Genomic DNA, 24,957 nt, shown 5'->3' with positions numbered 1-24,957 from the left:
GTAAAGCCTGCCTGCCGTCGCGTTTGCGCGTAAAGTAAGCAGGCTTACTATTTTTGGCAAGGATCCCGTCATGTTCGACCCTACTCTGCTCATACTTCTGGCCCTGGCTGCTCTGGGTTTTGTCAGCCACAACACCACCGTCGCGATTTCCATTCTGGTCCTGATCATCGTTCGCGTCACACCATTGAATACCTTCTTCCCGTGGATAGAAAAACAGGGGCTTACCATCGGGATCATTATTTTGACCATCGGCGTGATGGCCCCGATTGCCAGCGGAACGCTACCGGCCTCAACGCTGCTGCACTCCTTTGTAAACTGGAAATCGCTGGTGGCGATTGCGGTGGGCGTTTTTGTCTCATGGCTTGGCGGGCGCGGCGTGACGCTGATGAGCAGCCAGCCTTCACTGGTGGCCGGGCTGCTGGTGGGCACCGTGTTAGGCGTGGCGCTGTTTCGTGGCGTGCCGGTTGGCCCGCTGATTGCTGCCGGACTGGTTTCGCTGTTTATCGGGAAGTCGTAGTCAGGCTGGCGATATAGCGGGCGGGCGTCTGTCCCAGTCCTTTCTTAAACATGGTGATGAAGGCGGTGGTGGAGTCATACCCCAGCGCCTGCGCCGCCTGCTGAACCGACTTTCCGCCGATCAAAAACTGCAATGCGACAATCAGCTGGAGCTGGTGCCGCCAGCGGCGAAAGCTCAAGCCAGTCTCTTTCACCACCAGCCGCGCCAGATTGCGTTCGCTCATGGCAAAGTGGCTGGCCCACTGCGCCAGCGTCTGCCAGGCGGCAGGTTCGTTTGCCATGGTCTCACTCATCAGGCGAATTTTTGGATGCGGAGATACCGGCAGCTGTAGATGCTCCTGCGGTTGCAGGGGCAGTTCATCAAACAGGACGTCAACCAGCCTTCCGGTAGCGGGAAGAGGCAGTTCCTCCCGTGACCTGTCCGCAAGCGCCAGCACCAGCTCCCGAACCAGGGGCGATATTTTCAGCGTACAGGTACGCGTCGGCAATTCGAGCGCACCGGGTTCAATAAACAGCAGACAGAGCTGCGCGCCGGGCGTCGCCTTGTTGCTGTGCGGCGTTTGTCCCGGGATCCACACCGCATACTGGGGCGGCACCATCAGCATCGCGTTCTCCACTTCACAGGTGATCGCTCCCCCCAGCGCCATAATCAGCTGCCCTTTGCGGTGCTGATGCAGCGGAATATATTGTTCCTGTGCCACCACGCGGATGCGAAAGGCCACCGCCGCGTCGTGCTGGCTATCGGGATCGTAGCCATCGAGCCCCAGTCCGTACATAAAGTTGTCCGATATTAGCGATAAACTGTCATTTTAGCCTGATTTCAACCACGACTTAAATCGGTATGGTATGCGCTCGCCTGAACGTAAGAGACAATAATGACTACTGCTATTCAACCTTCCGGGAAACAGGGTGCGCTGCTGATTGCAGGCATCCTGATGATTGCCACGACGCTGCGCGTCACCTTTACCGGTGTCGCCCCCCTGCTCGATACCATCCGACAGGACTATGGTTTAAGCACGGCGCAAACCGGCCTGCTCACGACGCTGCCTCTGCTGGCCTTCGCCTTTATCTCTCCCCTTGCCGCAGGCGTCGCCCGGCGCCTGGGCATGGAGCGCAACCTTTTTATCGCTCTGCTGCTGATTTGCATCGGGATTGGCGTACGTTCGCTGCCGTCGGCCTCGCTGCTGTTTATCGGTACGGCGATCGTGGGCTGTGGGATTGCGCTGGGCAATGTCCTGTTACCTGGCTTAATCAAACGTGATTTTCCGGGCCAGGTCGCAAAACTGACGGGGGCTTATTCGCTGACGATGGGAGCCGCTGCTGCCGCAGGGTCGGCGCTGATCGTCCCGCTGTCGCTGGGGAGTGGTGGCTGGCACGGGGCGCTGTTGATGCTGATGTTCTTCCCGCTGGTGGCGCTGCTGCTGTGGTTACCGCAATGGCGCCAGAAGCCGGCCGCCACCCTGACCGGAGCGGGCGCGTTGCACAATCGGGCTATCTGGCGCTCGGCGCTCGCCTGGCAGGTGACGCTTTTTCTGGGCATTAACTCGCTGATTTACTACGTCATTATCGGCTGGTTACCCGCGATTTTGCTTAGCCATGGCTACAGCGAAACGCAGGCTGGCTCCATGCACGGGCTTCTCCAGCTGGCAACCGCGGTTCCCGGTCTCGCCATTCCGCTGATCCTGCACCGTCTTAACGATCAGCGTGGCATTGCCGGGCTAGTCGCCCTGATGTGCGCCGTCAGCGCGGCCGGGTTCTGGTTCGCGCCGGGGCTGGCCGTCGTCTGGACGCTGGTGTTTGGGTTTGGATCCGGCGCCACCATGATCCTCGGCCTGACGTTTATCGGGCTGCGCGCCAGCTCGGCCCATCAGGCCGCGGCGCTCTCCGGCATGGCACAGTCGATTGGCTATCTTCTGGCGGCCTGTGGCCCACCGCTGATGGGGAAAATTCACGATACCGCCGGAGACTGGCGCATTCCGCTGCTCGCCTGCGCGCTGGCCGCGGTGGTGATGGCGTTATGCGGTATGCTTGCCGGGCGTGACCGGGAGATCACACCCCGCTGACATTCAAGGCAGACCCGGAGGTCTGCTTTTTTTAACCCTGCGCCGCCCGCATCATGGCCTGTACCAGCACGACCGGGCGCCCTTGTAGCGCGGCCCGCTCATGCTGGAACAGGGTGAGGACAAAGAAAGGATGGGTTACCAGCTCTGCCGCGCGGATCTCGCCCTGCTCGTCCCAGCCCGTTACGCGCATGTCGCCCCGCTCAAGCTGGTCGGCAAACTCAGGTGAGACGCCGTAATTGCAGTGATACCCCTCCTGAATTTCCGGCTTGCCATACGCTTTAGCAATCAGCGTGTTATTTCGCAGCTCGATCGCGTCGGTTTTTTCCACCAGCGAGCAGGTCAGCGGCGCAATTACCATCCTTCCCTCGGTGTCGGTTTCGGCATGGCCTGCATCGTGCCAGCCCAGTACATTACGCGCATACTCAATCAGCGCATGCTGGAACCCGCCGCAGGTGCCGAGAAAGGGGATGCTGTTCTCACGCGCGTAACGGGCCGCAATAAACGCCGCCTCGGTGTTTTTATACGGGCTTGCCGGTACCAGCCAGATGGCATCGTACCCGACCAGGTCTTCGGGGCTGGTCAGCTCAGGCGTGGCGAGCCAGTCATAATCAGCGGTGAGCTCCAGAACCGCAGCGGCGTCGTCAATCGCCAGCGGGATCGCCTGGTGCGCAATAACATCGGGATTGTAATCACCAACCAGCGCAATGCGCAGCGTCGTTTTAACCGGGGAGAGTTCCATCAGAGATTCCTTATGCCGGAGGATTTTCAGATAACATAAGGAACCTCAGACTACCGATCTTTTGCAATTATCACAATACCTTAAATTGGGTGGATAAAAGCCGGGTGCTATAGTGTTCTTGCAGAACGTCGTAAGGAAATGAGGAGGACCCATGATTCAATGTAAACGCGTGTATGAGCAGGCGACCTCAAAAGACGGTTACCGGATCCTGGTCGACAGACTCTGGCCGCGAGGGATAAAAAAGACCGACCTCGCCTGTGACGAGTGGTGTAAAGCGCTAACGCCGTCCAGCGAACTGCGAAAAGCTTTTCACAGTGAAACGATAGATTTCACCGCGTTCAGTGAAGCCTATCGTAAAGAGCTGGCGCAGCATCCGGATGAAGGCAAACGCCTGGCGGCTCTCGCCAAACAGCAGACCGTGACGCTACTCTATGGGGCGAAAAATACGGAGCAGAATCACGCGCAGGTACTGGCGGACTGGCTGCGTAAACTGTGATTAACCGATCGCCAGCTCATCCACGTTGTGTGGCATCTCGTCGGGAGTAAGCGGCATCAGATGTTCCGGGCGAACAAACGCAAAACCGTGCTGATTATCAAAGGCGTAAACATCACCGGTGACCAGCCACAGCGCACGCGCTGACGTGGCGGGTAATTGCGTCATGACGCCGTTAACCGGGTTCACAAAACGCTGGCCCGGCTGACAAAGTCCAAACAGCTCGACGGATTTACCGATATTTCGACGGCCTGCCGCCGTACGCGCACCCACGATCATCGCCATGCTGCCCGGTTTTAACTGAAACATACTTCTTCTCGCAAAAGTACTGCCAGAAACTGGCTAAGAATAATCCTAAAGAGAAGTGTATCGCAGTTTTATTGCCGTTGTCATCTGGTCGGTTGCGGGTGATCGCGGCGGTAGAGATCCCATTCATCGATCACTTCCCCGCCGGGCAATTTGCACTCGGTACGTACGCCCTGCGGGCTTTGAACAGGGATTTGCTCTCCCCCTTTCTCCAGACAGTACACTGACGCCGGGTTTGCCATACCAATAGCGTGCGGCGGTTGAGGCGCATCAGGAGGGGTTGTCTTTGTTGAGCAGGCGGCCAGCGGTAAAACCAGCGCCAGGAGAAGATATTTCATTATCATGATCCTTCAGGGTGTAAAAATGTCAGAGTAACGGGTCATCGCCGTTTTCTCCATGATTTCTCCATTAAACCTGCACGATTCCCCCTTATAGTGATGCCTGTTCTCACACTGACCAGAGAACATCATTCCGTAATCAAGATGTTTTGCCCCGATCTCAACATCGGGGCTTTTTTTAGTCTTCCCCTCATCTGCCTTCAGAAGAATCTATAAAATTAATCCTGTTCATGTTTTACTATGACCGGAGTCTATATTTTCAGCATAACATGCAGATACAGAGGTCTTCTGCATGGGAGTCATCCTGCCTCATGTCAGATATCATTCTTGCCCGTGTTTCAGAAACCCTCTCCACTGAGCAATCTCTCGACAGTCTGGTGCGTCAGCTACTGGAAATGCTGGAAATTGTGACGGATATGGAATCAACCTACCTGACGAAAGTCGATATCAATGCGCGTTTGCAGCACATTTTATATGCCCGTAACAGCAAGCAAATGCAGATCCCGGAAGGGTTCAGCGTGCCCTGGGACGAAACACTGTGTAAGCGCGCCATCGACAGCGACACGTTGTTCAGTAACGAGGTGCCCGACCGCTGGCCGGAGTGTGAAGCGGCCAAAGCACTGGGCATTACAACCTATATGAGCGTGCCGGTTCACTTGGCTGACGGTTCTCTGTATGGCACGCTTTGCGCTGCCAGCACCGCACAGAAACAGTTCAGCGAGCGTGGCGAGCAGGTGATCAGACTCTTTGCCGGTTTAATTGGTCAGTACATTCAGAAAGAGTCGCTTGTGCTTCAGCTTCGCGAAGCAAATGCGGCGCTCATTGCTCACTCTTACACCGACGCCCTCACCGGCCTGCCGAATCGTCGCGCCATTTTTGAAAACCTTACCACCCTGTTCTCACTGGCGCGCCATCTTAACCGCAACGTCATGATGGCTTTTATTGACCTCGATGATTTCAAGCGAATCAATGACCAGTACGGGCATGAGGCGGGCGATCGCTTCCTCGTACAGGTCGGCAAGCGGCTGACTCACGAGCAAACGCAGGATGAGATTATTGGCCGGCTCGGCGGCGATGAATTTCTGGTTGCCAGCCTGAGTCACAGCGATGATGGCGACGCCAGTACAGAGGTCAACGCAATCAAAACCCGCCTCAATGGTCTTATTGCGGGCGAATACGGGTTAGGCAATGCCACTATTCTTTATCCCGGCGCAAGCCTTGGCGTCGTTATTGTTGATCCTCACAGCACGGATGAAGATAGCGCCCTGCGCACCGCAGACCTCGCGATGTATCAGGATAAAAAAGGAAAAAGCAAAACAGGCTTTGTCGCGTTAGATTAAAACCGTACACTCTACGGCCTTATACAAACTCAAACAGGTGATGGCATGAGAATAGGGATCCTCTTTCCGGTGGTTATTTTTATCACAGCGGTGGTGTTTTTAGGCTGGTTTTTCCTTGGCGGTTACGCCGCGCCGGGGGCTTAAATGAGAAAAACGACCATCATCATGTTGATTGTCGCCATCGTGGCCGTCGCCGGTACGCAGTTAGGCTGGTGGTAACGCCCAAAGTAAAAAGGCCGCCGTCAGGCAGCCTTTTTTAACACAGGTCAGATTTAGCTTTTGATTTTTCTGTAGATAAACAGAACAACCAGCGCGCCAATCACCGCGACGACAAAGCTGCCGAAGTTGAAGCCATCAACTCTGCCAAAGCCGAACAGGGTACTGATCCAGCCACCGACGACTGCACCCACAATCCCCAGAATGATCGTGACGATGAAACCGCCGCCATCTTTGCCCGGCATAATCCACTTCGCCAGGATCCCCGCAATCAGCCCAAAGATAATCCAGGATAAAATTCCCATAGCTTTCCTCTCTGTATGGTTTTTGTCATTAAATCAACGACACAGAAAAGGATAGCACAGGATCTGAGAAAGGAAATTTGTGATAAGAATCACACGGTTCGTTTGATTAAAATATGAGCAGTAAAAAAATGCCGTTCCACACTCATCGTGGGGTTGCATCTTTTACTGAGAAAGATTATCTTTCTCATTACTGAATAGTTGAGCAAATCACTCAGGTATTCAGTACGACATTGCTCACATTGCTTCCAGTATTTCTTGCCCACTCTTGAGTGGGCTTTTTTTTGCCCGAACCCACCAAAATCTGGCGTTTCTTCAGTGGAGGTGAAACGCTATTCTCTGTGGCTACTGAACAACAAAAACGTTGATAACATGAACGTATCAAGCAAGTTTGTCATCTGCCTTAATCTTGTTTCTGCCAGTACGTTACTGCTACTGCTCTCAACACGGTTTGAGTGGTTCTGAGATGAAAGGAGCCTGGCATGGTGGCTTTCATTTCGATTTCGTGCAGCCTCAACTCTCGTACTTGTAGCTTTTATGACCTGTGTTAAGATCCCTGCACCTCAGGACGTGGTGGGACAACAGGAAAATGAAGAAGGCCATTGCCGTTGCTATCATCTCAACCTTTATGGTCGTCCTGTCGCTGTATGCGGTTAACGCCATTATCGCTGAGCAGCAAAAGAACCGGCAGAGGGAGATCTCCCACACGCTCTTAAGCTATTCTGAAGAGTTAACGCAAAATATCGCCAGTACGCTTAAAAATACCTCCGCGCAGGGATGCGATAGCGCCAGTCTGAACGTCTACCGAAAATTAAAGATGCGAAGTCTCTATTTCGCCGATGTGGGGTTTATTGAAAAGGGGAAAATCACCTGCACCGCGTTTTGGGGCAAGCTGGCAAATCCCATCGCCCTTCCCTCTGAGCTGCACAATACCCAGAACGGATTCAGCCTGGCGCAGTTTTCGCAGAAAGATTTCTTTGTCGGCAATGCGACAATCTATAACCACCTTATTATCTTCACCTCCCGTTCAGCCTACGATAAATTTGCCCCCGTTACCGCCAACTATTCGCTTCGTTCTTCCACTAAAGATTTCGGCCGCACCTTTTTCACCGTTACGCCGCCATCAGAAAACTTCAGCCGCTTACAGTCTCTGTTATTTACGCTGGCTGTGACAGAGTGCAGTACACGCTGGGATTTGTGCGTTACCGTCACACACCATGATGCCGGACTGGCTTCGCTCTCCCACGTAGTGATGGTGCTTCTGTGCTTGTTTTTATACTTTATCTGGGTATCCCTGACGCTGTTTTCTCTTCGACTTTATGAAGACCGACGTTCTCTGGAACGAACGCTGGTCAAAGCGGTAAAAGCGAATACCATCAGCGTTCATTTTCAGCCTGTTATTCGGGTTGCTGATAAGAAAATCGTCGGGGTTGAAGTGTTATCAAGATGGCAGGATAACAATCACAAAGAGGTTTCTCCTGAGCTGTTTATCCCGTTAATTAAAAAAATTGGCCTGTATAACGTTTATTATCAGAACATGATAAAGAAATCCCTGGCGGAAATTGCCGCGCTGGCCGCTGAACATCAGTTAATGATTTCACTGAACGTTGGCCGGACGGAAATTGAAGACGGCAAATTCCTGGCGGTATTACGTCATGAATGCTCAGAGAACGCGATTCCCTTATCGTTAATCAAAGTTGAGTTATCCGAAAATGGCGTTTCCACCGCGGCCATCCTTGAAGAGTTTTGTGAGGAGCTTAAATCGGCAGGCGTCAAAATTTCAATAGACGATTTTGGTGTGCAAAACTCTAATCTGGCCAGGCTATCAAATCTCAAATATGACGAAATCAAGGTGGATAAGTCGTTAGTGGACGGCATCAGCGAGCACTATAAACAGGATATCCTGGTGATCTTCAGCGACGCGCTAGCTAAACTGCACAAAACCCTTGTTTTTGAAGGGGTTGAAAGCGAAACGCAATATCAGTTCATCGCGCAGAGATACCCCGATGCCCTCGTACAAGGCTGGTACTTTTCGAAGTCGCTAACCCGGCACGACCTCGCCAGGCTGCTGGCAGACTCAGCGCGATGACGCGTTATTCATTGCCCCACTGATTCAGGAAGTTCGCAATATCGTCAATGCGCGCTTCGTCTATCTCCGCCTGGACAGCCATCTCCCGCTGCGCCTCTTCACTGATTTCCTCATTGTTGTATAAGCGAGTGAGCAGCAGCTGGAAATAGTGTGCCAGCGGCGTACGCTCTGCCTCTTCTACCGGTTTCGCCGTTTCAGTCGCATACTCGTCGACGATGTCATAATACTTGAGCGGGATATCATGGGTCATAGCGTTGTTTCCGTCTTGTGTGCATAAAAAACGGGAACCCTCAGGCTCCCGTTGTCATTTAACCCAGCGAGTGGATTACATGTTCGCGATAATCGCGTCGCCAAACTCTGAGCATTTCAGCAGTTTAGCGCCTTCCATCAGACGTTCAAAGTCATAGGTGACGGTTTTCGCGTTAATCGCGCCTTCCATACCCTTAACGATCAGGTCTGCGGCTTCGAACCATTCCATATGACGCAGCATCATCTCTGCGGACAGAATGATAGAGCCTGGGTTGACTTTGTCCTGGCCTGCGTATTTAGGTGCAGTACCGTGAGTTGCTTCGAACAGGGCGCACTCGTCACCGATGTTCGCGCCCGGGGCGATACCGATACCACCCACTTGCGCGGCCAGCGCATCGGAGATGTAGTCACCATTCAGGTTCATACAGGCGATCACGTCATACTCAGCAGGTCGCAGCAGGATCTGTTGCAGGAACGCATCGGCAATCACATCTTTAATGATGATCTCTTTACCGGTGTTCGGGTTCTTAATTTTCTGCCATGGGCCGCCGTCGATCAGTTCACCGCCGAACTCTTCGGTCGCCAGCTGGTAGCCCCAGTCTTTGAACGCGCCTTCGGTGAACTTCATGATGTTGCCTTTGTGAACCAGGGTCACAGAGTCACGATCGTTGGTGATAGCGTATTCGATGGCGGCACGCACCAGACGCTTGGTCCCTTCTTCGGAGCATGGCTTGATGCCGATGCCGCAATGCTCAGGGAAGCGAATTTTCTTCACGCCCATCTCTTCGCGCAGGAATTTAATCACTTTTTCTGCATCAGCAGAGTCCGCTTTCCATTCGATACCGGCGTAGATGTCTTCTGAGTTTTCACGGAAGATAACCATGTCGGTCAGTTCCGGGTGCTTAACCGGGCTTGGGGTGCCCTGGTAGTAACGCACCGGACGCAGACACACATATAGATCCAGTTCCTGACGCAGCGCCACGTTCAGGGAGCGAATGCCGCCGCCAACTGGCGTGGTCAGAGGGCCTTTGATAGCAACGCGATAGTCGCGGATCAGGTCCAGCGTTTCGGCTGGCAGCCAGACGTCCTGGCCATAAACTTGAGTCGATTTTTCACCGGTGTAAATTTCCATCCAGGAAATTTTACGCTCGCCTTTGTAGGCTTTCTCAACAGCGGCATCAACCACTTTCAGCATTGCCGGGGTAACGTCTACGCCGATACCGTCGCCTTCAATGAACGGGATAATCGGGTTGTGAGGAACGTTAATCTTGCCGTTTTGCAGGGTGATCTTTTTACCTTCCGCCGGAACAACTACTTTGCTTTCCATTAACCTCTCCTTCGAGCGCTTCTGGTTGTTACTGATCTTATGTTAATAAATTGTAATGAGCCTTCCGATAGTACCTGATTGTCCGACGCCATGAAAGGTCTTCGTTATTAGGCTATAATGCGGCAATTGATAACGCCTGAAAATACCATGACGAAAACTTCTTTTAGAAAACACCGGGTTGAGCGATTCAGCTCACGACAAGCCACCAGAAGAACGCCAGAACCCCAGCCAACGCGGGTCATACTGTTCAATAAACCCTACGATGTATTGCCACAGTTTACCGACGAGGCCGGGCGCAGCACGCTGAAGGACTTTATTCCCGTTCAGGGAGTGTACGCGGCGGGACGTCTGGATCGTGACAGCGAAGGGTTGCTGGTGCTCACCAATGACGGCGTGCTCCAGGCCAGGCTCACTCAGCCGGGCAAGCGTACCGGGAAAATTTACTTTGTGCAGGTTGAAGGCGAGCCGGACGACGCGTCGCTGGCAAAACTGCGTAACGGCGTAACGCTGAACGACGGTCCCACCCTGCCGGCTGGTATTGAGCGCGTGAATGAACCCGAGTGGCTATGGCCGCGCAACCCGCCGATTCGTGAGCGGAAATCCATTCCCACCAGCTGGCTTAAAATCACCCTTTATGAAGGCCGCAACCGACAGGTCAGGCGCATGACTGCGCATGTGGGCTTCCCTACCCTGCGACTCATTCGCTATGCCATGGGCAGCTACACGCTGGACTCGCTGGCAAACGGGGAATGGCGGGATGTTACCCCTAAGGAGATCTGATGTTTAAACCTCATGTTACGGTCGCCTGCGTGGTCCATGCGCAGGGGAAATTCCTGGTGGTGGAAGAGACCATCAACGGCAAAGCGCTGTGGAACCAGCCTGCCGGGCATCTTGAAGCCAATGAAACCTTACGCCAGGCGGCAGCCCGTGAGCTGTGGGAGGAGACGGGTATCCGCGCCGAACCGCAGCATTTTATCCGTATGCATCAGTGGATAGCGCCTGACCAGACGCCTTTCCTGCGCTTCTTATTCGCCGTTGAACTTAACGAAACGTGCGCCACTGAACCGCACGACGACGATATCGATCGCTGCCTGTGGGTGACTGCCGAGGAGATCCTGAACGCGCCAAACCTGCGTTCGCCGCTGGTGGCGGAAAGCATCCGCTGCTGGCAGTCTGCGGCGCGCCTGCCGCTGGATATCATTGCAGAGTTTAACTGGCCGTTTACAGAGGGTGTCAATGGTGGGGGGGCGTGATAGAATACGCCGCCTTGAAGTTCAATGTCGTGAGTATTCCATGTCAGATAACAGCCAGAAAAAAGTAATCGTCGGCATGTCCGGCGGTGTCGATTCCTCCGTTTCCGCCTACCTGTTGCAGCAACAGGGCTATAAGGTGGAGGGCCTGTTCATGAAGAACTGGGAGGAAGACGATGGCGAGGAATACTGCACTGCCGCTGCGGATCTCGCCGATGCGCAGGCCGTGTGCGATAAGCTCGGCATCGAACTGCACACCGTTAACTTTGCCGCAGAATACTGGGACAACGTTTTTGAACTCTTCCTCGAAGAGTACAAAGCGGGCCGCACGCCAAACCCGGATATCCTGTGCAACAAAGAGATCAAATTCAAAGCCTTCCTGGAATTCGCCGCGGAAGACCTGGGCGCAGACTACATTGCGACCGGCCACTACGTGCGTCGCGCGGATGTGAATGGCAAAAGCCAGCTGCTGCGCGGCCTGGACGGCAACAAAGATCAGAGCTACTTCCTCTATACGCTGAGCCACGAACAGATTGCCCAGAGCCTGTTCCCGGTCGGCGAGCTGGAAAAGCCGGAAGTGCGTAAGATTGCTGAAGATCTGGATCTGATCACCGCGAAGAAAAAAGACTCCACCGGTATTTGTTTTATCGGCGAGCGTAAATTCCGCGAGTTCCTGGGGCGCTACCTGCCTGCACAGCCGGGCAAAATCGTCACCGTTGACGGCGATGAGATTGGTCAGCACCAGGGGCTGATGTACCACACTCTCGGCCAGCGTAAAGGTCTGGGTATCGGCGGCACCAAAGAGGGCAGCGAAGATCCGTGGTACGTGGTCGACAAAGACGTCGAAAACAATATTCTGGTTGTGGCTCAGGGTCACGACCACCCGCGCCTGATGTCCGTTGGACTGATCGCGCAACAGCTGCACTGGGTCGATCGCGAGCCGCTGAAAGGCACGCTACGCTGCACAGTGAAAACGCGCTACCGCCAGACGGACATCCCTTGCACCGTAACCGCACTGGATGACGATCGCATTGACGTGCGTTTCGACGAGCCGGTTTCCGCCGTTACCCCTGGCCAGTCTGCTGTTTTCTACAGCGGCGAAATTTGCCTCGGCGGTGGGATCATTGAACAGCGCCTGCCGCTGCCTGCTGTTTAAACCGTTTGCACACATAAAGGAGACCGTGTGGCGAAGAACTATTATGACATCACCCTGGCGCTGGCGGGAATTTGCCAGTCAGCCCGTCTGGTGCAACAGCTGGCGCATCAGGGTCATTGCGACGCTGATGCCCTGCACGTTTCACTCAACAGCGTTATCGATCTTAACCCAGGCTCCACGCTGGGCGTCTTTGGCGGCAGTGAAACCAATCTTCGTCTCGGTCTTGAAACTCTGCTCGGCGTGCTCAACGCCAGCAACCGTCAGGGGTTGAACGCGGAACTGACCCGCTACACCTTAAGCCTGATGGTGCTGGAACGTAAGCTTAATGCGGCAAAAGGCGCAATGAATACCCTGGGCGACCGCATCGCCGGGCTACAGCGCCAGCTCGACCACTTTGACCTCCAGTCTGAGACCCTGCTCAGCGCGATGGCCGGTATCTACGTTGACGTGATTAGCCCGCTCGGCCCGCGTATTCAGGTCACCGGTTCGCCTGCCGTATTGCAAAGCCCACAGGTACAGGCGAAGGTACGCGCTTCGCTGCTGGCAGGCATCCGTGCCGCCGTGCTGTGGCAACAGGTCGGCGGTGGCCGCCTACAGTTAATGTTTTCTCGTCATCGCCTGACGACTCAGGCAAAACAAATTCTTGCTCATTGTTAACCTCCCGGAGTTGCGAATTATGGAATTATCCTCACTGACCGCCGTATCCCCTGTCGATGGACGCTACGGCGATAAAGTCAGCGCGCTGCGCGGGATCTTCAGCGAATATGGCCTGCTGAAGTTCCGTGTTCAGGTTGAAGTACGCTGGCTGCAAAAGCTGGCCGCCCAGACAGCAATCAAGGAAGTTCCTGCTTTTGACGCAAAGGCAAACGATTACCTTGATAAAATCGTTGCTGAGTTCAGCGAAGAAGATGCCGCGCGCATTAAAACCATCGAACGCACCACCAACCACGACGTGAAAGCGGTTGAATACTTCCTGAAAGAGAAAGTGGCAAGCGTCCCTGCCCTGCACGCGGTATCTGAATTTATTCACTTCGCCTGTACGTCTGAAGATATTAACAACCTGTCTCACGCGCTGATGCTCTCTACCGCGCGGAAAGAGGTAGTACTCCCTTACTGGCGTAAAATCATTGATGCGGTGAAAGCGCTGTCCGTGGAATACCGCGACATTCCGCTGCTGTCCCGTACTCACGGCCAGCCAGCAACCCCATCCACCATGGGTAAAGAGATGGCGAACGTGGCGTACCGCATGGAACGCCAGTATCGTCAGCTGGAGCAGGTTGAGATCCTCGGCAAAATCAACGGCGCGGTGGGTAACTACAACGCCCACATCGCCGCGTACCCGGAAGTGGACTGGCACCAGTTCAGCGAAGAGTTTGTGACCTCTCTGGGGATCCAGTGGAACCCGTACACCACCCAAATTGAGCCGCACGACTACATCGCCGAGCTGTTTGACTGCATTGCGCGCTTCAACACCATCCTGATCGACTTCGATCGTGATGTATGGGGTTACATCGCCCTGAACCACTTCAAGCAGAAGACCATCGCCGGGGAAATCGGTTCGTCCACCATGCCGCACAAAGTGAACCCAATCGACTTCGAAAACTCCGAAGGTAACCTGGGTCTGGCGAATGCCGTGTTGCAGCATATGGCGAGCAAGCTGCCGGTCTCCCGCTGGCAGCGCGACCTGACTGACTCCACGGTGCTGCGTAACCTGGGCGTAGGTATTGGCTACGCGCTGATCGCCTACCAGTCCACCCTGAAAGGTGTGAGCAAACTGGAAGTTAACCGCGACCGTCTGCTGGACGAGCTGGATCACAACTGGGAAGTGCTGGCGGAGCCGATTCAGACCGTGATGCGTCGTTACGGCATCGAAAAACCGTACGAGAAACTCAAAGAGCTGACCCGCGGTAAACGTGTTGATGCTGAAGGTATGAAACAGTTTATCGACGGTCTGGCGCTGCCAGAAGAAGAAAAAGCGCGCCTGAAAGAGATGACCCCGGCAAACTATATTGGCCGTGCCATCGCTATGGTTGACGAGCTGAAGTAATCGCCCTTCCCCCTTTCCACCTGGAAAGGGGGCTGCTTTACATCATCGAGCCGACATTTCACGTCACATTATCTGTTTTGCCGGGATTAGAGCCTGCCGTCAGGCTGAATGTTATTTTTTGCCGTGAAATAACTTTCCGGAATATACCGTTTTAAGCCGAACGGGCACAGTTTGAACTGGCACGGGGTTTCAGCCGTGCACGGGCGATCCATCTCCTGTCGGTTGCCTGGACACGCGTTTTTCTGTTTGAACCCCATCCAGCCTATTGATGTAAAGGGCATTGCCTGCGCTATCCATACTCTACGCCGCCGATCGTTAATCAGGATCCCCTGGTTTGAAGTGGTGATGATTTCACCTGTACGAACGTAATAATCTCCCTTTAACCACAGGATATAATTCAGGCCATACTGTGTTTCAACTTTGCAAAAGATGGTTCCGCTTTCCGGGCTCGCAATAGTCTCAACAACCTTCCATTCCATAAAGTCCTCTTTACTCGCTATATTGCTGTTTTGTTGTGTAAAAATGCTGCTTTTCTGGCACATCTTATGCAAATCTAATTTCGCACCATAAAATAAGCGTAGACAAAGCCAGGCATAGTGAGAACATCCTTACAAAAAAAAGGGCAATATTTACAAAACTGGCGTGCCCGTGCTGTCCAAAAAGCGACTCGCCTTCAACAGTTCATAAACGGATGGCTGTTTTATCGGGATTGCGAAAGCTTGCGAAAACAAGTCAGTTTATATTACCCGCGCCTGCTGGGGGCGCATGAGGCTTACGTGAGTTGGGTGGGTGATATGAACCAGGCTCAGGTCAACATACTTAATAATCAGGTGCCTGGCGTAATGCCTCCCTGTGTTCGGGAGCATGAAAAAAATCATTTAATTTCATTGCGCTGGTGTCAACCTGAATAATCAGCGTTAAACTATTCATACCATTTATAAAGGGAGAAGTGATGATGCGCGTACTGGTTGTTGAGGATAACGCATTGCTACGTCATCACCTGAAAGTTCAACTTCAGGAGATGGGTCATCAGGTGGATGATGCTGAAGACGCAAAAGAGGCGGATTATTATCTCAATGAACACCTGCCGGACATCGCCATTGTCGATTTAGGGCTGCCGGATGAAGACGGATTGTCCCTTATCCGCCGCTGGCGTAGCCATGACGTTTCCCTGCCGGTGCTGGTGCTGACTGCCCGCGAAGGCTGGCAGGACAAGGTTGAAGTCCTGAGCGCTGGCGCGGATGACTACGTGACCAAACCCTTCCATATTGAAGAAGTCGCCGCGCGTATGCAGGCGCTGCTGCGCCGCAACAGCGGGCTGGCGTCACAGGTTATCTCTCTGCCGCCGTTCCAGGTGGACCTCTCTCGCCGCGAATTTTCTATTAATGATGAAGTGATCAAGCTGACCGCATTCGAATACACCATCATGGAAACGCTGATCCGTAACAACGGTAAAGTGGTGAGCAAAGATTCCCTTATGCTTCAGCTCTATCCGGATGCCGAGCTGCGCGAAAGCCACACCATTGACGTACTGATGGGTCGCCTGCGTAAAAAAATTCAGGCGCAGTACCCGCATGACGTGATCACCACCGTGCGTGGTCAGGGCTACCTGTTCGAATTACGCTAAATGAAAGGGATATTGCGCCACATTTTACCCCTTTCGCTGCGGGTTCGCTTTTTGCTGGCAACCGCCGCCGTCGTGCTGGTGCTGTCGCTCTCTTACGGGATGGTGGCGTTGGTCGGTTATAGCGTGAGCTTCGATAAAACCACCTTCCGCCTGCTTCGCGGCGAAAGTAACCTGTTTTATACCCTGGCGAAGTGGGAGAACAACCGAATCACCGTCGAGATGCCGGAAAACCTGAATCAGCAGAGCCCGACGCTGGCGCTGATCTATGATGAAAAAGGGAAATTGCTTTGGGCCCAGCGCGATGTCCCGTGGTTGAAAAAGCGCATCCGTCCGGAATGGCTGAAAACCAACGGTTTTCATGAAATAGAAGCCGACCTCAACTCCACCAGCAGCCTGCTGCGTGACGATCGCGCCTTACAGATCAAGCTTAATGAGATCCGTGCCGAAGATGACGACACGGAGATGACCCACTCTGTGGCCATCAACCTTTACCCCGCCACCCTGAACATGCCGCAGTTAACCATTGTGGTGATCGATACCATACCGGTTGAGCTGAAACGCTCGTATATGGTCTGGAACTGGTTTGTGTATGTTCTGGCTGCCAACCTGCTGCTGGTGATCCCTCTCCTGTGGGTTGCTGCGTGGTGGAGCCTCCGCCCGATTGAATCCCTTGCCAAAGAGGTGCGCGAGCTGGAGGAACATCACCGCGAGAAGCTAAACCCGGAGACCACGCGTGAGCTGACCAGCCTGGTGCGCAACCTCAACCGCCTGCTGAAAAGCGAACGTGAACGCTACGACAAGTATCGCACGACGCTCACCGACCTTACGCACAGCCTGAAAACCCCGCTGGCCGTGATGCAGAGTACCCTGCGTTCCATGCGCAGTTCGAAAATGAGCGTGGATGACGCCGAGCCGGTGATGCTGGAACAAATCAGCCGTATTTCACAGCAGATCGGCTATTACCTGCACCGCGCGAGCATGCGTTCCGGAAGCGCCCTGTTGAGCCGTGAACTGCACCCGGTAGCCCCGCTGCTGGATAACCTCACCTCTGCGCTGAACAAGGTGTACCAGCGTAAAGGGGTCAACATCAGTCTGGATATCTCACCGGAAATTAGCTTTGTCGGTGAGAAAAATGACTTTATGGAAGTGATGGGAAACCTGCTCGATAACGCCTGCAAATATTGTCTGGAGTTTGTCGAGGTGTCCGCGCGGGTAACGGATAACGAACTGCATATTATCGTTGAGGATGATGGTCCTGGCATTCCCCGTAATAAACGCGAAGTGGTGTTCGATCGCGGCCAGCGCGCCGATACGCTGCGGCCAGGCCAGGGCGTCGGATTATCCGTCGCCAGGGAAATCGTCGATCAGTACGAGGGCAAGATTGAAACCGGAGAAAGTTTGCTGGGCGGTGCCCGTATGGAAGTCATTTTTGGCCGCCAGCATCCCGTATCGAACGATAGTTGACCCGAAATGTGAAAAATACGCGGATCTCGCAGTCAGGGGGCGGTGCTTCCGTTATAATCCGTCTCAGTAAGAGCCTGCGGAATACAAAAATATGGATTATCAATTAACGCTTAACTGGCCCGAATTTATTGAACGTTACTGGCAAAAACGCCCGGTCGTTCTTAAACGCGGGATCAGCAATTTTATCGACCCTATTTCTCCTGACGAACTCGCTGGTCTGGCGATGGAAAACGAGGTAGACAGCCGTCTGGTGAGCCACCAGGACGGGAAATGGCAGGTCAGCCACGGTCCCTTTGAAAGCTACGATGACCTGGGCGAAAACAACTGGTCTTTACTGGTGCAGGCGGTCAACAACTGGCACGAACCCACCGCAGCCTTAATGCGTCCCTTCCGCGCCCTGCCAGACTGGCGAATGGACGATCTGATGATCTCCTTCTCCGTTCCCGGTGGCGGCGTGGGTCCGCATCTGGATCAGTACGACGTGTTTATCATTCAGGGTACCGGTCGCCGTCGCTGGCGCGTGGGCGAAAAAGTGCCAATGAAGCAGCACTGCCCGCACCCGGATCTGCTTCAGGTTGATCCGTTTGAAGGGATCATTGATGAAGAGCTGGAACCAGGTGACATTCTTTATATCCCACCGGGCTTCCCGCATGAAGGTTATTCCCTGGAAAACTCGCTGAACTATTCGGTTGGTTTCCGCGCGCCAAGCGGGCGCGAGATGATCAGCGGATTTGCTGACTATGTTTTACAGCGTGAGCTGGGCAGCTACCGTTACAGCGATCCGGACGTTCCGGCGCGTGAGCACCCGGCGGATATTCTGCCAGAGGAGCTGGATAAGCTGCGCGGGATGATGCTGGATCTGATCAACGAACCGGAGCACTTCAGACAGTGGTTTGGCGAGTTTATCAGCCAGTCGCGTCACGAACTGGACGTCGCACCGCCAGAGCCGCCGTATCAGGCAGCTGAAATTTATGATGCGCTCCAGCAGGGCGATAAGCTGGTTCGTCTGGGCGGATTACGCATACTACGCATTGGCGAAGAGGTATTCGTCAACGGCGAGCGCCTGGACTCTCCGCATCGCCCGGCGCTGGAAGCGATTGCCAGCCATATGGTGCTGACTGCGGATACCTTTGGCGACGCACTGGACGATCCCTCCTTCCTCGCCATGCTGGCCGCGCTGGTGAACAGCGGGTACTGGTTTTTTGAGGACTGAGCCGCTTTAATGCCCGGTGACGCTGCGCTTACCGGGCCTACGATCGAAATGTAGGCCGGGTAAGGCGTAGCCGCCACCCGGCATAAAACATTACCGCTTCGCGGTTAACTCCGCTATCCGCACGATCACCTGCACCGCTTTCTCCATCCCTTCCAGCGTCACGAACTCATGCTTGCCGTGGTAGTTATATCCACCGGTAAACAGGTTCGGGCACGGCAGGCCCATAAACGACAGCTGTGAACCATCGGTACCGCCACGGATCGGTTTCATCACCGGCTCGATGTCACAATCGCGCATCGCCTGCTGGGCGATATCAAGAATATGCGGATGCTCCATCACCTTATCGCGCATATTGTAATAGCTGTCTTCGATGATGAGTTCAATATAGCAATCCGGATGCAGCCCCTTGCCGACCTTTTTCGCGATCTCCATCATCTTACGTTTGCGCGCTTCAAAGGCTTTGCGGTCGAAATCGCGGACAATATAGTGCATCTGCGCGCTGTCCACGGTCCCCTTGATGCTGGTCAGATGATAAAAACCCTCATACCCTTCCGTCATCTCCGGGCTCTCTTCGGCGGGCACTTCCGCATGAATACGCGCAGCCAGCGACAGCGCATTCACCATCACCCCTTTCGCAGACCCCGGGTGCACGTTATTCCCGACGATTTTGATCGTTACCGATGCCGCGTTAAAGTTTTCATACTCCAGTTCACCCACGCCGCCACCGTCGACGGTGTAGGCCCACTGCGCGTTAAACGCCTCAACGTCAAAGTGTTTTGCGCCTTTTCCAACCTCTTCATCCGGCGTGAAGGCCACGCGGATATCGCCATGTGGGATATTTTTGCCCTTCAGCACCGCCAGCGCCGTCATGATCTCGGCGATGCCCGCTTTGTCATCGGCCCCCAGCAAGGTTTTGCCGTCAGTGGTGATTAACGTCTGCCCCAGCAGCTGATGCAGTACCGGGAACATCACCGGCGACAGCACTTCGTCGCCAATGCCCAGCGCAATATCACCGCCGCGGTAGTTTTCAACAATCTGCGGGTTTACGTGTTTACCGCTAAAATCAGGTGAGGTATCGACATGAGAAATAAAGCCAATTGCCGGGATATCGCCGTCAATATTCGCCGGCAGCGTTCCCATCACGGTCCCTTTTTCGCTGAGCGTGACATCAACCAGCCCCATGGCCTCCAGCTGCTCTTTCAGCAGATTTAGCAGCTTCCACTGGCCTTCGGTGCTTGGCACCTGTCGGACCCCCGGCTTAGATTGGGTATCCAGCGAAACGTAATGTAAGAAACGCTCAAGTAGTTTATCCATGCAGTCACCCTCACTTTTTGTGACAACATTATCATTAAGCAGCAAAACGCAAATATTGCGTCAGGTCACTTTTATCCCGCAAACGAGAACTTTTTACGTTTATATCGTTGTGCGTTAATAAATGTAGCTTATGAATAAGTGAGAAGGATTGGCGATTCAATGGGTTTGCCGTAGAATGTCCGCCCTCATTACGAGTCACCAAGGTGGTTACACACAAACCCCGCTTCAGTCTGCTGCCTGAGGCGTCTATATGGGACAGCGCGAAAATTGAATACACAACCCCGTTCCCTTTCACCGCTGGTGCAACTGGAACGAATTCGTAAAAGTTTCGATGGCAAAGATGTCATTTCCGACCTTAATCTGACCATCAATGACGGTGAGTTTCTCACGCTGCTCGGCCCCTCCGGCTGCGGCAAAACCACCGTCCTGCGCCTTATCGCCGGGCTGGAAAGCGTCGATAACGGCCATATCCATCTTGAGAACCAGGACATAACCCAGGTTCCAGCCGAAGATCGCCACGTCAATACCGTCTTTCAGAGCTATGCCCTGTTCCCGCACATGACCGTGTTTGAGAACGTGGCGTTTGGCCTGCGGATGCAAAAAACACCGGCCAGCGAGATCCCACCTCGGGTTACCGAAGCCCTGCGCATGGTACAGCTGGAGGCGTTCGCCCAGCGCAAGCCGCATCAACTTTCCGGTGGTCAGCAGCAGCGTGTGGCCATTGCCCGCGCCGTGGTCAACAAACCTCGCCTGCTCCTGCTGGATGAATCCCTCTCTGCGCTGGACTACAAGCTGCGCAAGCAGATGCAGAACGAGCTGAAAGCGCTTCAGCGTAAGCTCGGCATCACGTTCGTGTTTGTCACGCACGATCAGGAAGAAGCCCTGACCATGTCAGACCGTATCGTGGTGATGCGCGACGGCAAGATTGAGCAGGATGGCACCCCGCGTGAAATTTACGAAGAGCCGAAAAACCTGTTCGTCGCCAGCTTTATTGGCGAAATCAATATCTTTAACGCCACGGTGATCGAGCGTCTGGACGAGCAGCGCGTTCGCGCGAACGTGGAAGGCCGCGAATGCAATATTACCGTCAACTTTGCCGTCGAGAAGGGTCAAAAGCTCAACGTCCTGCTGCGCCCGGAAGATCTCCGCGTTGATGAGATCCACGACACGGCTGACGTCGAAGGTCTGATCGGTTACGTTCGCGAACGCAACTACAAAGGGATGACCCTCGAATCCGTTGTGGAACGGGAAAACGGCAAAATGGTGATGGTCAGCGAGTTCTTTAACGAGGACGATCCGGACTTCGACCACTCGCTGGATCAGAAAATGGTCATCAACTGGGTAGAAAGCTGGGAGGTTGTACTGGCTGATGAAGAACACAAGTAAGTTCCAGAATGTGGTGATTGCCACGATCGTCGGTTGGCTTGTGTTGTTTGTCTTTCTTCCCAACCTGATGATCATCGTGACCAGCTTCCTGACCCGCGACGACGCGAACTTCGTGACGATGGTCTTTACGCTGGACAACTACGCGCGCCTGCTCGATCCGCTCTATTTTGACGTGCTGCTGCACTCGCTCAATATGGCGCTGATTGCCACCCTCGCCTGTCTGGTGCTGGGGTATCCATTCGCCTGGTTCCTGGCCCGCCTGCCGCAAAAAGTGCGGCCGCTGCTGCTGTTTTTACTGATTGTACCCTTCTGGACCAACTCGTTAATCCGCATCTACGGGCTGAAAATCTTTCTCAGCACCAAAGGTTATCTGAACGAGTTCCTGCTGTGGCTGGGGGTGATCGAGACGCCGATCCGCATCATGTTCACCCCGGGCGCGGTAATTGTCGGCCTGGTCTATATCCTGCTGCCGTTTATGGTGATGCCGCTCTACTCCAGCATTGAAAAGCTCGATAAGCCGCTGCTGGAAGCGGCGAAAGACCTGGGCGCCAGTAAGTTACAAACCTTTGTCCGCATCATTATTCCGCTGACCATGCCGGGTATTATCGCCGGCTGTCTGCTGGTCATGCTGCCTGCGATGGGCCTGTTCTACGTATCGGACCTGATGGGCGGGGCGAAAAACCTGCTGATCGGTAACGTGATTAAGAGCCAGTTCCTGAATATCCGCGACTGGCCGTTCGGCTCGGCCACCAGCATAACGCTGACGGTGGTGATGGGGCTGATGCTGCTGGTTTACTGGCGTGCATCACGCCTGCTGAATAAGAAGGTGGAGCTGGAATGATCGGTCGACTGCTTCGCGGCGGTTTTATGACCGCCATTTATGCGTATCTCTATATTCCGATAATCATTTTGATCGTGAACTCTTTTAACAGCTCACGCTTCGGGATCAACTGGCAAGGGTTTACCACCAAATGGTATGGCCTGCTGATGAACAATGACAGCCTGCTACAGGCCGCTCAGCACTCGCTGACGATGGCGGTATTTTCTGCCACCTTCGCGACGCTGATTGGCTCACTGACCGCCGTGGCGCTGTACCGCTACCGTTTTCGCGGTAAGCCGTTCGTCAGTGGCATGCTGTTTGTGGTGATGATGTCCCCGGATATCGTGATGGCCATTTCACTGCTGGTGCTGTTTATGCTGCTGGGCGTCCAGCTCGGTTTCTGGTCGCTGCTGTTCTCGCATATCACCTTCTGTCTGCCGTTTGTGGTGGTAACCGTCTACGCGCGTCTGAAAGGGTTCGACGTACGCATGCTGGAAGCGGCGAAAGATCTGGGTGCGAGCGAGATGACCATTCTGCGCAAAATCATTCTGCCGCTGGCGATGCCCGCCGTGGCAGCAGGATGGCTGCTCAGTTTTACCCTGTCGATGGACGACGTGGTCGTGTCCTCCTTCGTCACCGGGCCGAGCTATGAAATTCTGCCGTTGAAGATCTACTCAATGGTTAAAGTCGGTGTTTCACCCGAAGTGAACGCGCTGGCGACTATTCTGTTGGTGTTATCGCTGGTTCTGGTAATTGCCAGCCAGGTTATTGCTCGTGATAAAACAAAATCTCAGGGGACACAGAAATGAAAAAAATGCTTGCCGCTGCGGCACTGGTGCTCGGAATGGGCGCCGCGCATGCTGATGACAGCAAAACGCTCTATTTCTACAACTGGACCGAGTATGTGCCGCCGGGCCTGCTGGAGCAGTTCACCAAAGAGACGGGCATCAAGGTGATCTATTCGACCTACGAGTCGAATGAAACCATGTACGCCAAGCTCAAAACCTATAAAGATGGCGCGTATGACCTGGTGGTGCCGTCGACCTATTTCGTCGACAAGATGCGCAAAGAAGGCATGATCCAGAAGATCGACAAAACGAAGCTAACCAATTTTTCAAACCTCGATCCTGAGATGCTAAACAAGCCGTTCGACCCGAACAACGACTACTCCATTCCGTACATCTGGGGCGCGACGGCAATTGGCGTCAACAGCGATGCCATTGATCCAAAAACGGTTTCATCCTGGGCTGACCTGTGGAAGCCGGAATACAAAAGCAGCCTGCTGTTATCCGACGATGCGCGCGAAGTGTTCCAGGTTGCGCTGCGTAAACTCGGCTATTCCGGTAACACCACCGATCCGAAAGAGATCGAAGCGGCGTATAACGAACTGAAAAAGCTGATGCCAAACGTGGCGGCGTTCAACTCGGATAACCCGGCTAACCCGTATATGGAAGGTGAAGTGAATCTGGGTATGGTCTGGAACGGCTCTGCGTTTGTGGCGCGTCAGGCCGGGACGCCGCTGGAGGTGGTCTGGCCGAAGGAGGGCGGCATCTTCTGGATGGACAGCCTCGCGATCCCGGCGAATGCGAAAAACGTCGAGGGCGCCCTGAAGCTGATCAATTTCCTGCTGCGCCCGGATGTGGCAAAAGAGGTGGCGGAAACCATCGGCTACCCGACGCCAAACCTGGCCGCGCGGAAGCTGTTAAGCCCTGAAGTGGCAAATGATAAATCGCTTTATCCGGACGCTGAAACCATCAGCAAAGGGGAATGGCAGAACGACGTCGGTGACGCGAGCCGCCTGTATGAAGAGTATTATCAGAAGCTAAAAGCAGGCCGTTAATGCACAACGGGCGACGCAATGTCGCCCGTTACTCTTACAGCCCCTTCAGGAGTTTATCCACAAAGGCTGGCACCACCTCGCTCGCCAGACCGTAATGTTTCTCTTCAAACTCGCTCCCGACCTGGCTTGGCTCCAGATTAAGCTCCACCGTATGGGCACCTTGCAGTCGCGCTTCGTGAACAAATCCTGCCGCCGGATAGACATGTCCCGAAGTGCCAATGGCGATAAAGACGTCCGCCATAGCCAGGGCGCTGTAGATCTCATCCATTCCCAGCGGCATTTCGCCAAACCAGACCACATGCGGACGCAGACGCGAAGGGAACTGACAGCAGTGGCAGCGGTCTTCATCCAGCACGTCCTCTTTCCAGTCCAGCACCTGACCACTCCATGCGCACCGCACCTTGAGCAGTTCGCCGTGCATGTGAATGATGTTGTGGTTTCCGGCCCTTTCGTGAAGATTGTCGATGTTCTGCGTGACCAGCAGAAAACGATCCCCCAGCGCTTCCTCCAGCTTTGCCAGCGCCAGGTGCGCCGCATTCGGCGCAATCTCCGGCTGCTGAAGCTGGCGACGGCGGGCGTTGTAGAACGCCTGCACCAGCGCCGGGTCGCGGGCGAAACCTTCCGGCGTCGCCACATCTTCAACTCGGTGTTCTTCCCACAGTCCGTCCGCCGCGCGGAAGGTCTGAATACCGGATTCGGCGGAGATCCCCGCCCCGGTCAACACCACCACTCTGGGTTTATCCATCGCTTCTGGCATCATCCTGTCTCTGAAAAAGATCCGCTGACGCAGGCGTTCACGTAAGCGGCGTTTATTTTTGCGAAAACGGCTGAGTCGACCCTGGCGACGCGACAGCATAATAAC

The 24,957-nt window shown here is 54.3% G+C and carries 30 protein-coding genes; 20 read left to right on the top strand and 10 right to left on the bottom strand.

The annotated features are described in order from the left end of the window. Window positions 1-70 precede the first annotated feature (70 nt). Window positions 71-517 carry a DUF441 domain-containing protein gene (locus ACQG0T_RS08670; protein WP_003857881.1) on the top strand — a complete coding sequence of 149 codons (447 nt, stop codon included), beginning with the start codon at window positions 71-73 and terminating at the stop codon, window positions 515-517. Here ACQG0T_RS08670 and ACQG0T_RS08665 read toward each other — a convergent pair. Continuing rightward, a complete protein-coding gene (locus tag ACQG0T_RS08665) occupies window positions 501-1,292 on the bottom strand; it encodes an AraC family transcriptional regulator (RefSeq protein ID WP_017384695.1) in 792 nt (263 codons plus the stop codon). The genes ACQG0T_RS08670 and ACQG0T_RS08665 overlap by 17 nt on opposite strands. Before the next feature lie 99 nt (window positions 1,293-1,391). On the opposite strand from ACQG0T_RS08665, the gene ACQG0T_RS08660 reads away from it, so the two are divergent. Then, window positions 1,392-2,579, top strand: coding sequence for a CynX/NimT family MFS transporter (locus ACQG0T_RS08660; protein ID WP_023303489.1), 1,188 nt, complete (start codon window positions 1,392-1,394; stop codon window positions 2,577-2,579). A 31-nt stretch (window positions 2,580-2,610) separates the two neighbouring features. Here the strand turns inward: ACQG0T_RS08660 and ACQG0T_RS08655 are convergent, their stop codons facing one another. Continuing rightward, window positions 2,611-3,318 (bottom strand): CTP synthase C-terminal region-related (seleno)protein, encoded by a 708-nt coding sequence (locus ACQG0T_RS08655; RefSeq protein WP_023296323.1) that lies wholly within the window; start codon window positions 3,316-3,318, stop codon window positions 2,611-2,613. A 151-nt stretch (window positions 3,319-3,469) separates the two neighbouring features. On the opposite strand from ACQG0T_RS08655, the gene ACQG0T_RS08650 reads away from it, so the two are divergent. Continuing rightward, window positions 3,470-3,814, top strand: a complete 345-nt coding sequence (locus tag ACQG0T_RS08650) for a DUF488 domain-containing protein (protein ID WP_015570789.1) — start codon at window positions 3,470-3,472, stop codon at window positions 3,812-3,814. Here ACQG0T_RS08650 and ACQG0T_RS08645 read toward each other — a convergent pair whose 3' ends face one another. Further along, window positions 3,815-4,120, bottom strand: a complete 306-nt coding sequence (locus tag ACQG0T_RS08645; RefSeq protein WP_015570790.1) for a hypothetical protein — start codon at window positions 4,118-4,120, stop codon at window positions 3,815-3,817. A gap of 80 nt (window positions 4,121-4,200) precedes the next feature. After that, on the bottom strand, window positions 4,201-4,455 hold the full coding sequence (locus ACQG0T_RS08640) for a putative hemolysin (protein ID WP_015570791.1): 255 nt from the start codon (window positions 4,453-4,455) through the stop codon (window positions 4,201-4,203). A gap of 311 nt (window positions 4,456-4,766) precedes the next feature. On the opposite strand from ACQG0T_RS08640, the gene ACQG0T_RS08635 reads away from it, so the two are divergent. Genes ACQG0T_RS08635 through yoaJ form a run of 3 tightly spaced genes read left to right on the top strand, consistent with a single transcriptional unit; the run spans window position 4,767 to window position 6,014 of the window. Continuing rightward, window positions 4,767-5,795 (top strand): sensor domain-containing diguanylate cyclase, encoded by a 1,029-nt coding sequence (locus tag ACQG0T_RS08635; RefSeq protein WP_045344202.1) that lies wholly within the window; start codon window positions 4,767-4,769, stop codon window positions 5,793-5,795. Window positions 5,796-5,840: 45 nt separating this feature from the next. After that, a complete protein-coding gene (locus ACQG0T_RS08630) occupies window positions 5,841-5,939 on the top strand; it encodes a YoaK family small membrane protein (protein ID WP_015570793.1) in 99 nt (32 codons plus the stop codon). Then, complete coding sequence (gene yoaJ / locus ACQG0T_RS08625; protein ID WP_015570794.1) at window positions 5,940-6,014, top strand: protein YoaJ; 75 nt, start codon at window positions 5,940-5,942, stop codon at window positions 6,012-6,014. It begins immediately after the preceding gene. 53 nt (window positions 6,015-6,067) lie between these two features. Here the strand turns inward: yoaJ and ACQG0T_RS08620 are convergent, their stop codons facing one another. Next, complete coding sequence (locus ACQG0T_RS08620; RefSeq protein WP_003857896.1) at window positions 6,068-6,316, bottom strand: GlsB/YeaQ/YmgE family stress response membrane protein; 249 nt, start codon at window positions 6,314-6,316, stop codon at window positions 6,068-6,070. A 369-nt stretch (window positions 6,317-6,685) separates the two neighbouring features. Between ACQG0T_RS08620 and yncL the strand changes: the two genes are divergently transcribed. Beyond that, window positions 6,686-6,778: a stress response membrane protein YncL gene (yncL, locus tag ACQG0T_RS08615; RefSeq protein ID WP_071524166.1), complete on the top strand. Its 93-nt coding sequence runs from the start codon at window positions 6,686-6,688 to the stop codon at window positions 6,776-6,778. Window positions 6,779-6,902: 124 nt separating this feature from the next. After that, window positions 6,903-8,402, top strand: a complete 1,500-nt coding sequence (locus ACQG0T_RS08610) for an EAL domain-containing protein (RefSeq protein ID WP_023296321.1) — start codon at window positions 6,903-6,905, stop codon at window positions 8,400-8,402. A 4-nt stretch (window positions 8,403-8,406) separates the two neighbouring features. Here the strand turns inward: ACQG0T_RS08610 and ACQG0T_RS08605 are convergent, their stop codons facing one another. Next, window positions 8,407-8,652 carry a YmjA family protein gene (locus ACQG0T_RS08605; protein WP_022650806.1) on the bottom strand — a complete coding sequence of 82 codons (246 nt, stop codon included), beginning with the start codon at window positions 8,650-8,652 and terminating at the stop codon, window positions 8,407-8,409. Window positions 8,653-8,727: 75 nt separating this feature from the next. Then, complete coding sequence (icd, locus tag ACQG0T_RS08600; protein ID WP_003857898.1) at window positions 8,728-9,978, bottom strand: NADP-dependent isocitrate dehydrogenase; 1,251 nt, start codon at window positions 9,976-9,978, stop codon at window positions 8,728-8,730. A 117-nt stretch (window positions 9,979-10,095) separates the two neighbouring features. Between icd and rluE the strand changes: the two genes are divergently transcribed. From rluE to purB, 5 genes are read left to right on the top strand one after another with little or no spacing between them, the layout of a single operon-like run. Continuing rightward, complete coding sequence (gene rluE, locus ACQG0T_RS08595) at window positions 10,096-10,758, top strand: 23S rRNA pseudouridine(2457) synthase RluE (protein ID WP_148385697.1); 663 nt, start codon at window positions 10,096-10,098, stop codon at window positions 10,756-10,758. Beyond that, the gene (locus ACQG0T_RS08590) at window positions 10,758-11,231 is read left to right on the top strand and encodes an NUDIX hydrolase (RefSeq protein ID WP_015570797.1); all 474 of its coding nucleotides are present in this window, start codon (window positions 10,758-10,760) and stop codon (window positions 11,229-11,231) included. Before rluE ends, ACQG0T_RS08590 begins: the two co-directional genes overlap by 1 nt. Window positions 11,232-11,271: 40 nt before the next feature. Then, window positions 11,272-12,384, top strand: a complete 1,113-nt coding sequence (mnmA, locus tag ACQG0T_RS08585; RefSeq protein ID WP_032103856.1) for a tRNA 2-thiouridine(34) synthase MnmA — start codon at window positions 11,272-11,274, stop codon at window positions 12,382-12,384. Window positions 12,385-12,411: 27 nt separating this feature from the next. Continuing rightward, window positions 12,412-13,041, top strand: coding sequence for a high frequency lysogenization protein HflD (gene hflD / locus ACQG0T_RS08580; RefSeq protein ID WP_006809213.1), 630 nt, complete (start codon window positions 12,412-12,414; stop codon window positions 13,039-13,041). 19 nt (window positions 13,042-13,060) lie between these two features. Then, a complete protein-coding gene (purB, locus tag ACQG0T_RS08575; protein ID WP_017693620.1) occupies window positions 13,061-14,431 on the top strand; it encodes an adenylosuccinate lyase in 1,371 nt (456 codons plus the stop codon). Window positions 14,432-14,517: 86 nt separating this feature from the next. Here purB and ACQG0T_RS08570 read toward each other — a convergent pair whose 3' ends face one another. Then, entirely contained in the window at window positions 14,518-14,973 is a 456-nt protein-coding gene (locus ACQG0T_RS08570) for a hypothetical protein (protein WP_426723758.1), read from the bottom strand. Window positions 14,974-15,386: 413 nt separating this feature from the next. Between ACQG0T_RS08570 and phoP the strand changes: the two genes are divergently transcribed. The 3 genes from phoP (at window position 15,387) to ACQG0T_RS08555 (ending at window position 18,735) form a co-directional block, all read left to right on the top strand. Continuing rightward, on the top strand, window positions 15,387-16,058 hold the full coding sequence (gene phoP, locus ACQG0T_RS08565) for a two-component system response regulator PhoP (protein ID WP_026094318.1): 672 nt from the start codon (window positions 15,387-15,389) through the stop codon (window positions 16,056-16,058). Beyond that, window positions 16,059-17,522, top strand: a complete 1,464-nt coding sequence (gene phoQ / locus ACQG0T_RS08560; protein WP_015570801.1) for a two-component system sensor histidine kinase PhoQ — start codon at window positions 16,059-16,061, stop codon at window positions 17,520-17,522. 91 nt (window positions 17,523-17,613) lie between these two features. Further along, window positions 17,614-18,735, top strand: coding sequence for a cupin domain-containing protein (locus ACQG0T_RS08555; protein ID WP_252051429.1), 1,122 nt, complete (start codon window positions 17,614-17,616; stop codon window positions 18,733-18,735). Between the two features lie 90 nt (window positions 18,736-18,825). On the opposite strand, the gene pepT is transcribed toward ACQG0T_RS08555, so the two are convergent. Next, entirely contained in the window at window positions 18,826-20,049 is a 1,224-nt protein-coding gene (gene pepT / locus ACQG0T_RS08550; RefSeq protein WP_006809220.1) for a peptidase T, read from the bottom strand. A gap of 237 nt (window positions 20,050-20,286) precedes the next feature. Between pepT and potA the strand changes: the two genes are divergently transcribed. From potA to potD, 4 genes are read left to right on the top strand one after another with little or no spacing between them, the layout of a single operon-like run. Further along, complete coding sequence (potA, locus tag ACQG0T_RS08545) at window positions 20,287-21,435, top strand: spermidine/putrescine ABC transporter ATP-binding protein PotA (protein WP_271040813.1); 1,149 nt, start codon at window positions 20,287-20,289, stop codon at window positions 21,433-21,435. Then, window positions 21,419-22,276: a spermidine/putrescine ABC transporter permease PotB gene (gene potB, locus ACQG0T_RS08540; RefSeq protein WP_015570804.1), complete on the top strand. Its 858-nt coding sequence runs from the start codon at window positions 21,419-21,421 to the stop codon at window positions 22,274-22,276. Before potA ends, potB begins: the two co-directional genes overlap by 17 nt. Continuing rightward, a complete protein-coding gene (gene potC / locus ACQG0T_RS08535) occupies window positions 22,273-23,064 on the top strand; it encodes a spermidine/putrescine ABC transporter permease PotC (protein ID WP_015570805.1) in 792 nt (263 codons plus the stop codon). The genes potB and potC overlap by 4 nt, the downstream gene beginning before the upstream one ends. Then, entirely contained in the window at window positions 23,061-24,095 is a 1,035-nt protein-coding gene (gene potD / locus ACQG0T_RS08530; RefSeq protein ID WP_271040674.1) for a spermidine/putrescine ABC transporter substrate-binding protein PotD, read from the top strand. The genes potC and potD overlap by 4 nt, the downstream gene beginning before the upstream one ends. Window positions 24,096-24,129: 34 nt before the next feature. On the opposite strand, the gene cobB is transcribed toward potD, so the two are convergent. Then, window positions 24,130-24,951, bottom strand: a complete 822-nt coding sequence (cobB, locus tag ACQG0T_RS08525; RefSeq protein WP_006809226.1) for a Sir2 family NAD+-dependent deacetylase — start codon at window positions 24,949-24,951, stop codon at window positions 24,130-24,132. Window positions 24,952-24,957: the final 6 nt, after the last annotated feature.

The sequence above is a fragment of the Enterobacter cloacae complex sp. 302F9 genome, assembly GCF_050030335.1.
Lineage (GTDB): Bacteria > Pseudomonadota > Gammaproteobacteria > Enterobacterales > Enterobacteriaceae > Enterobacter > Enterobacter hormaechei_C.
Note: the sequence above shows the minus strand (reverse complement) of the source record. Positions and strands in the feature narration are given on the sequence as shown.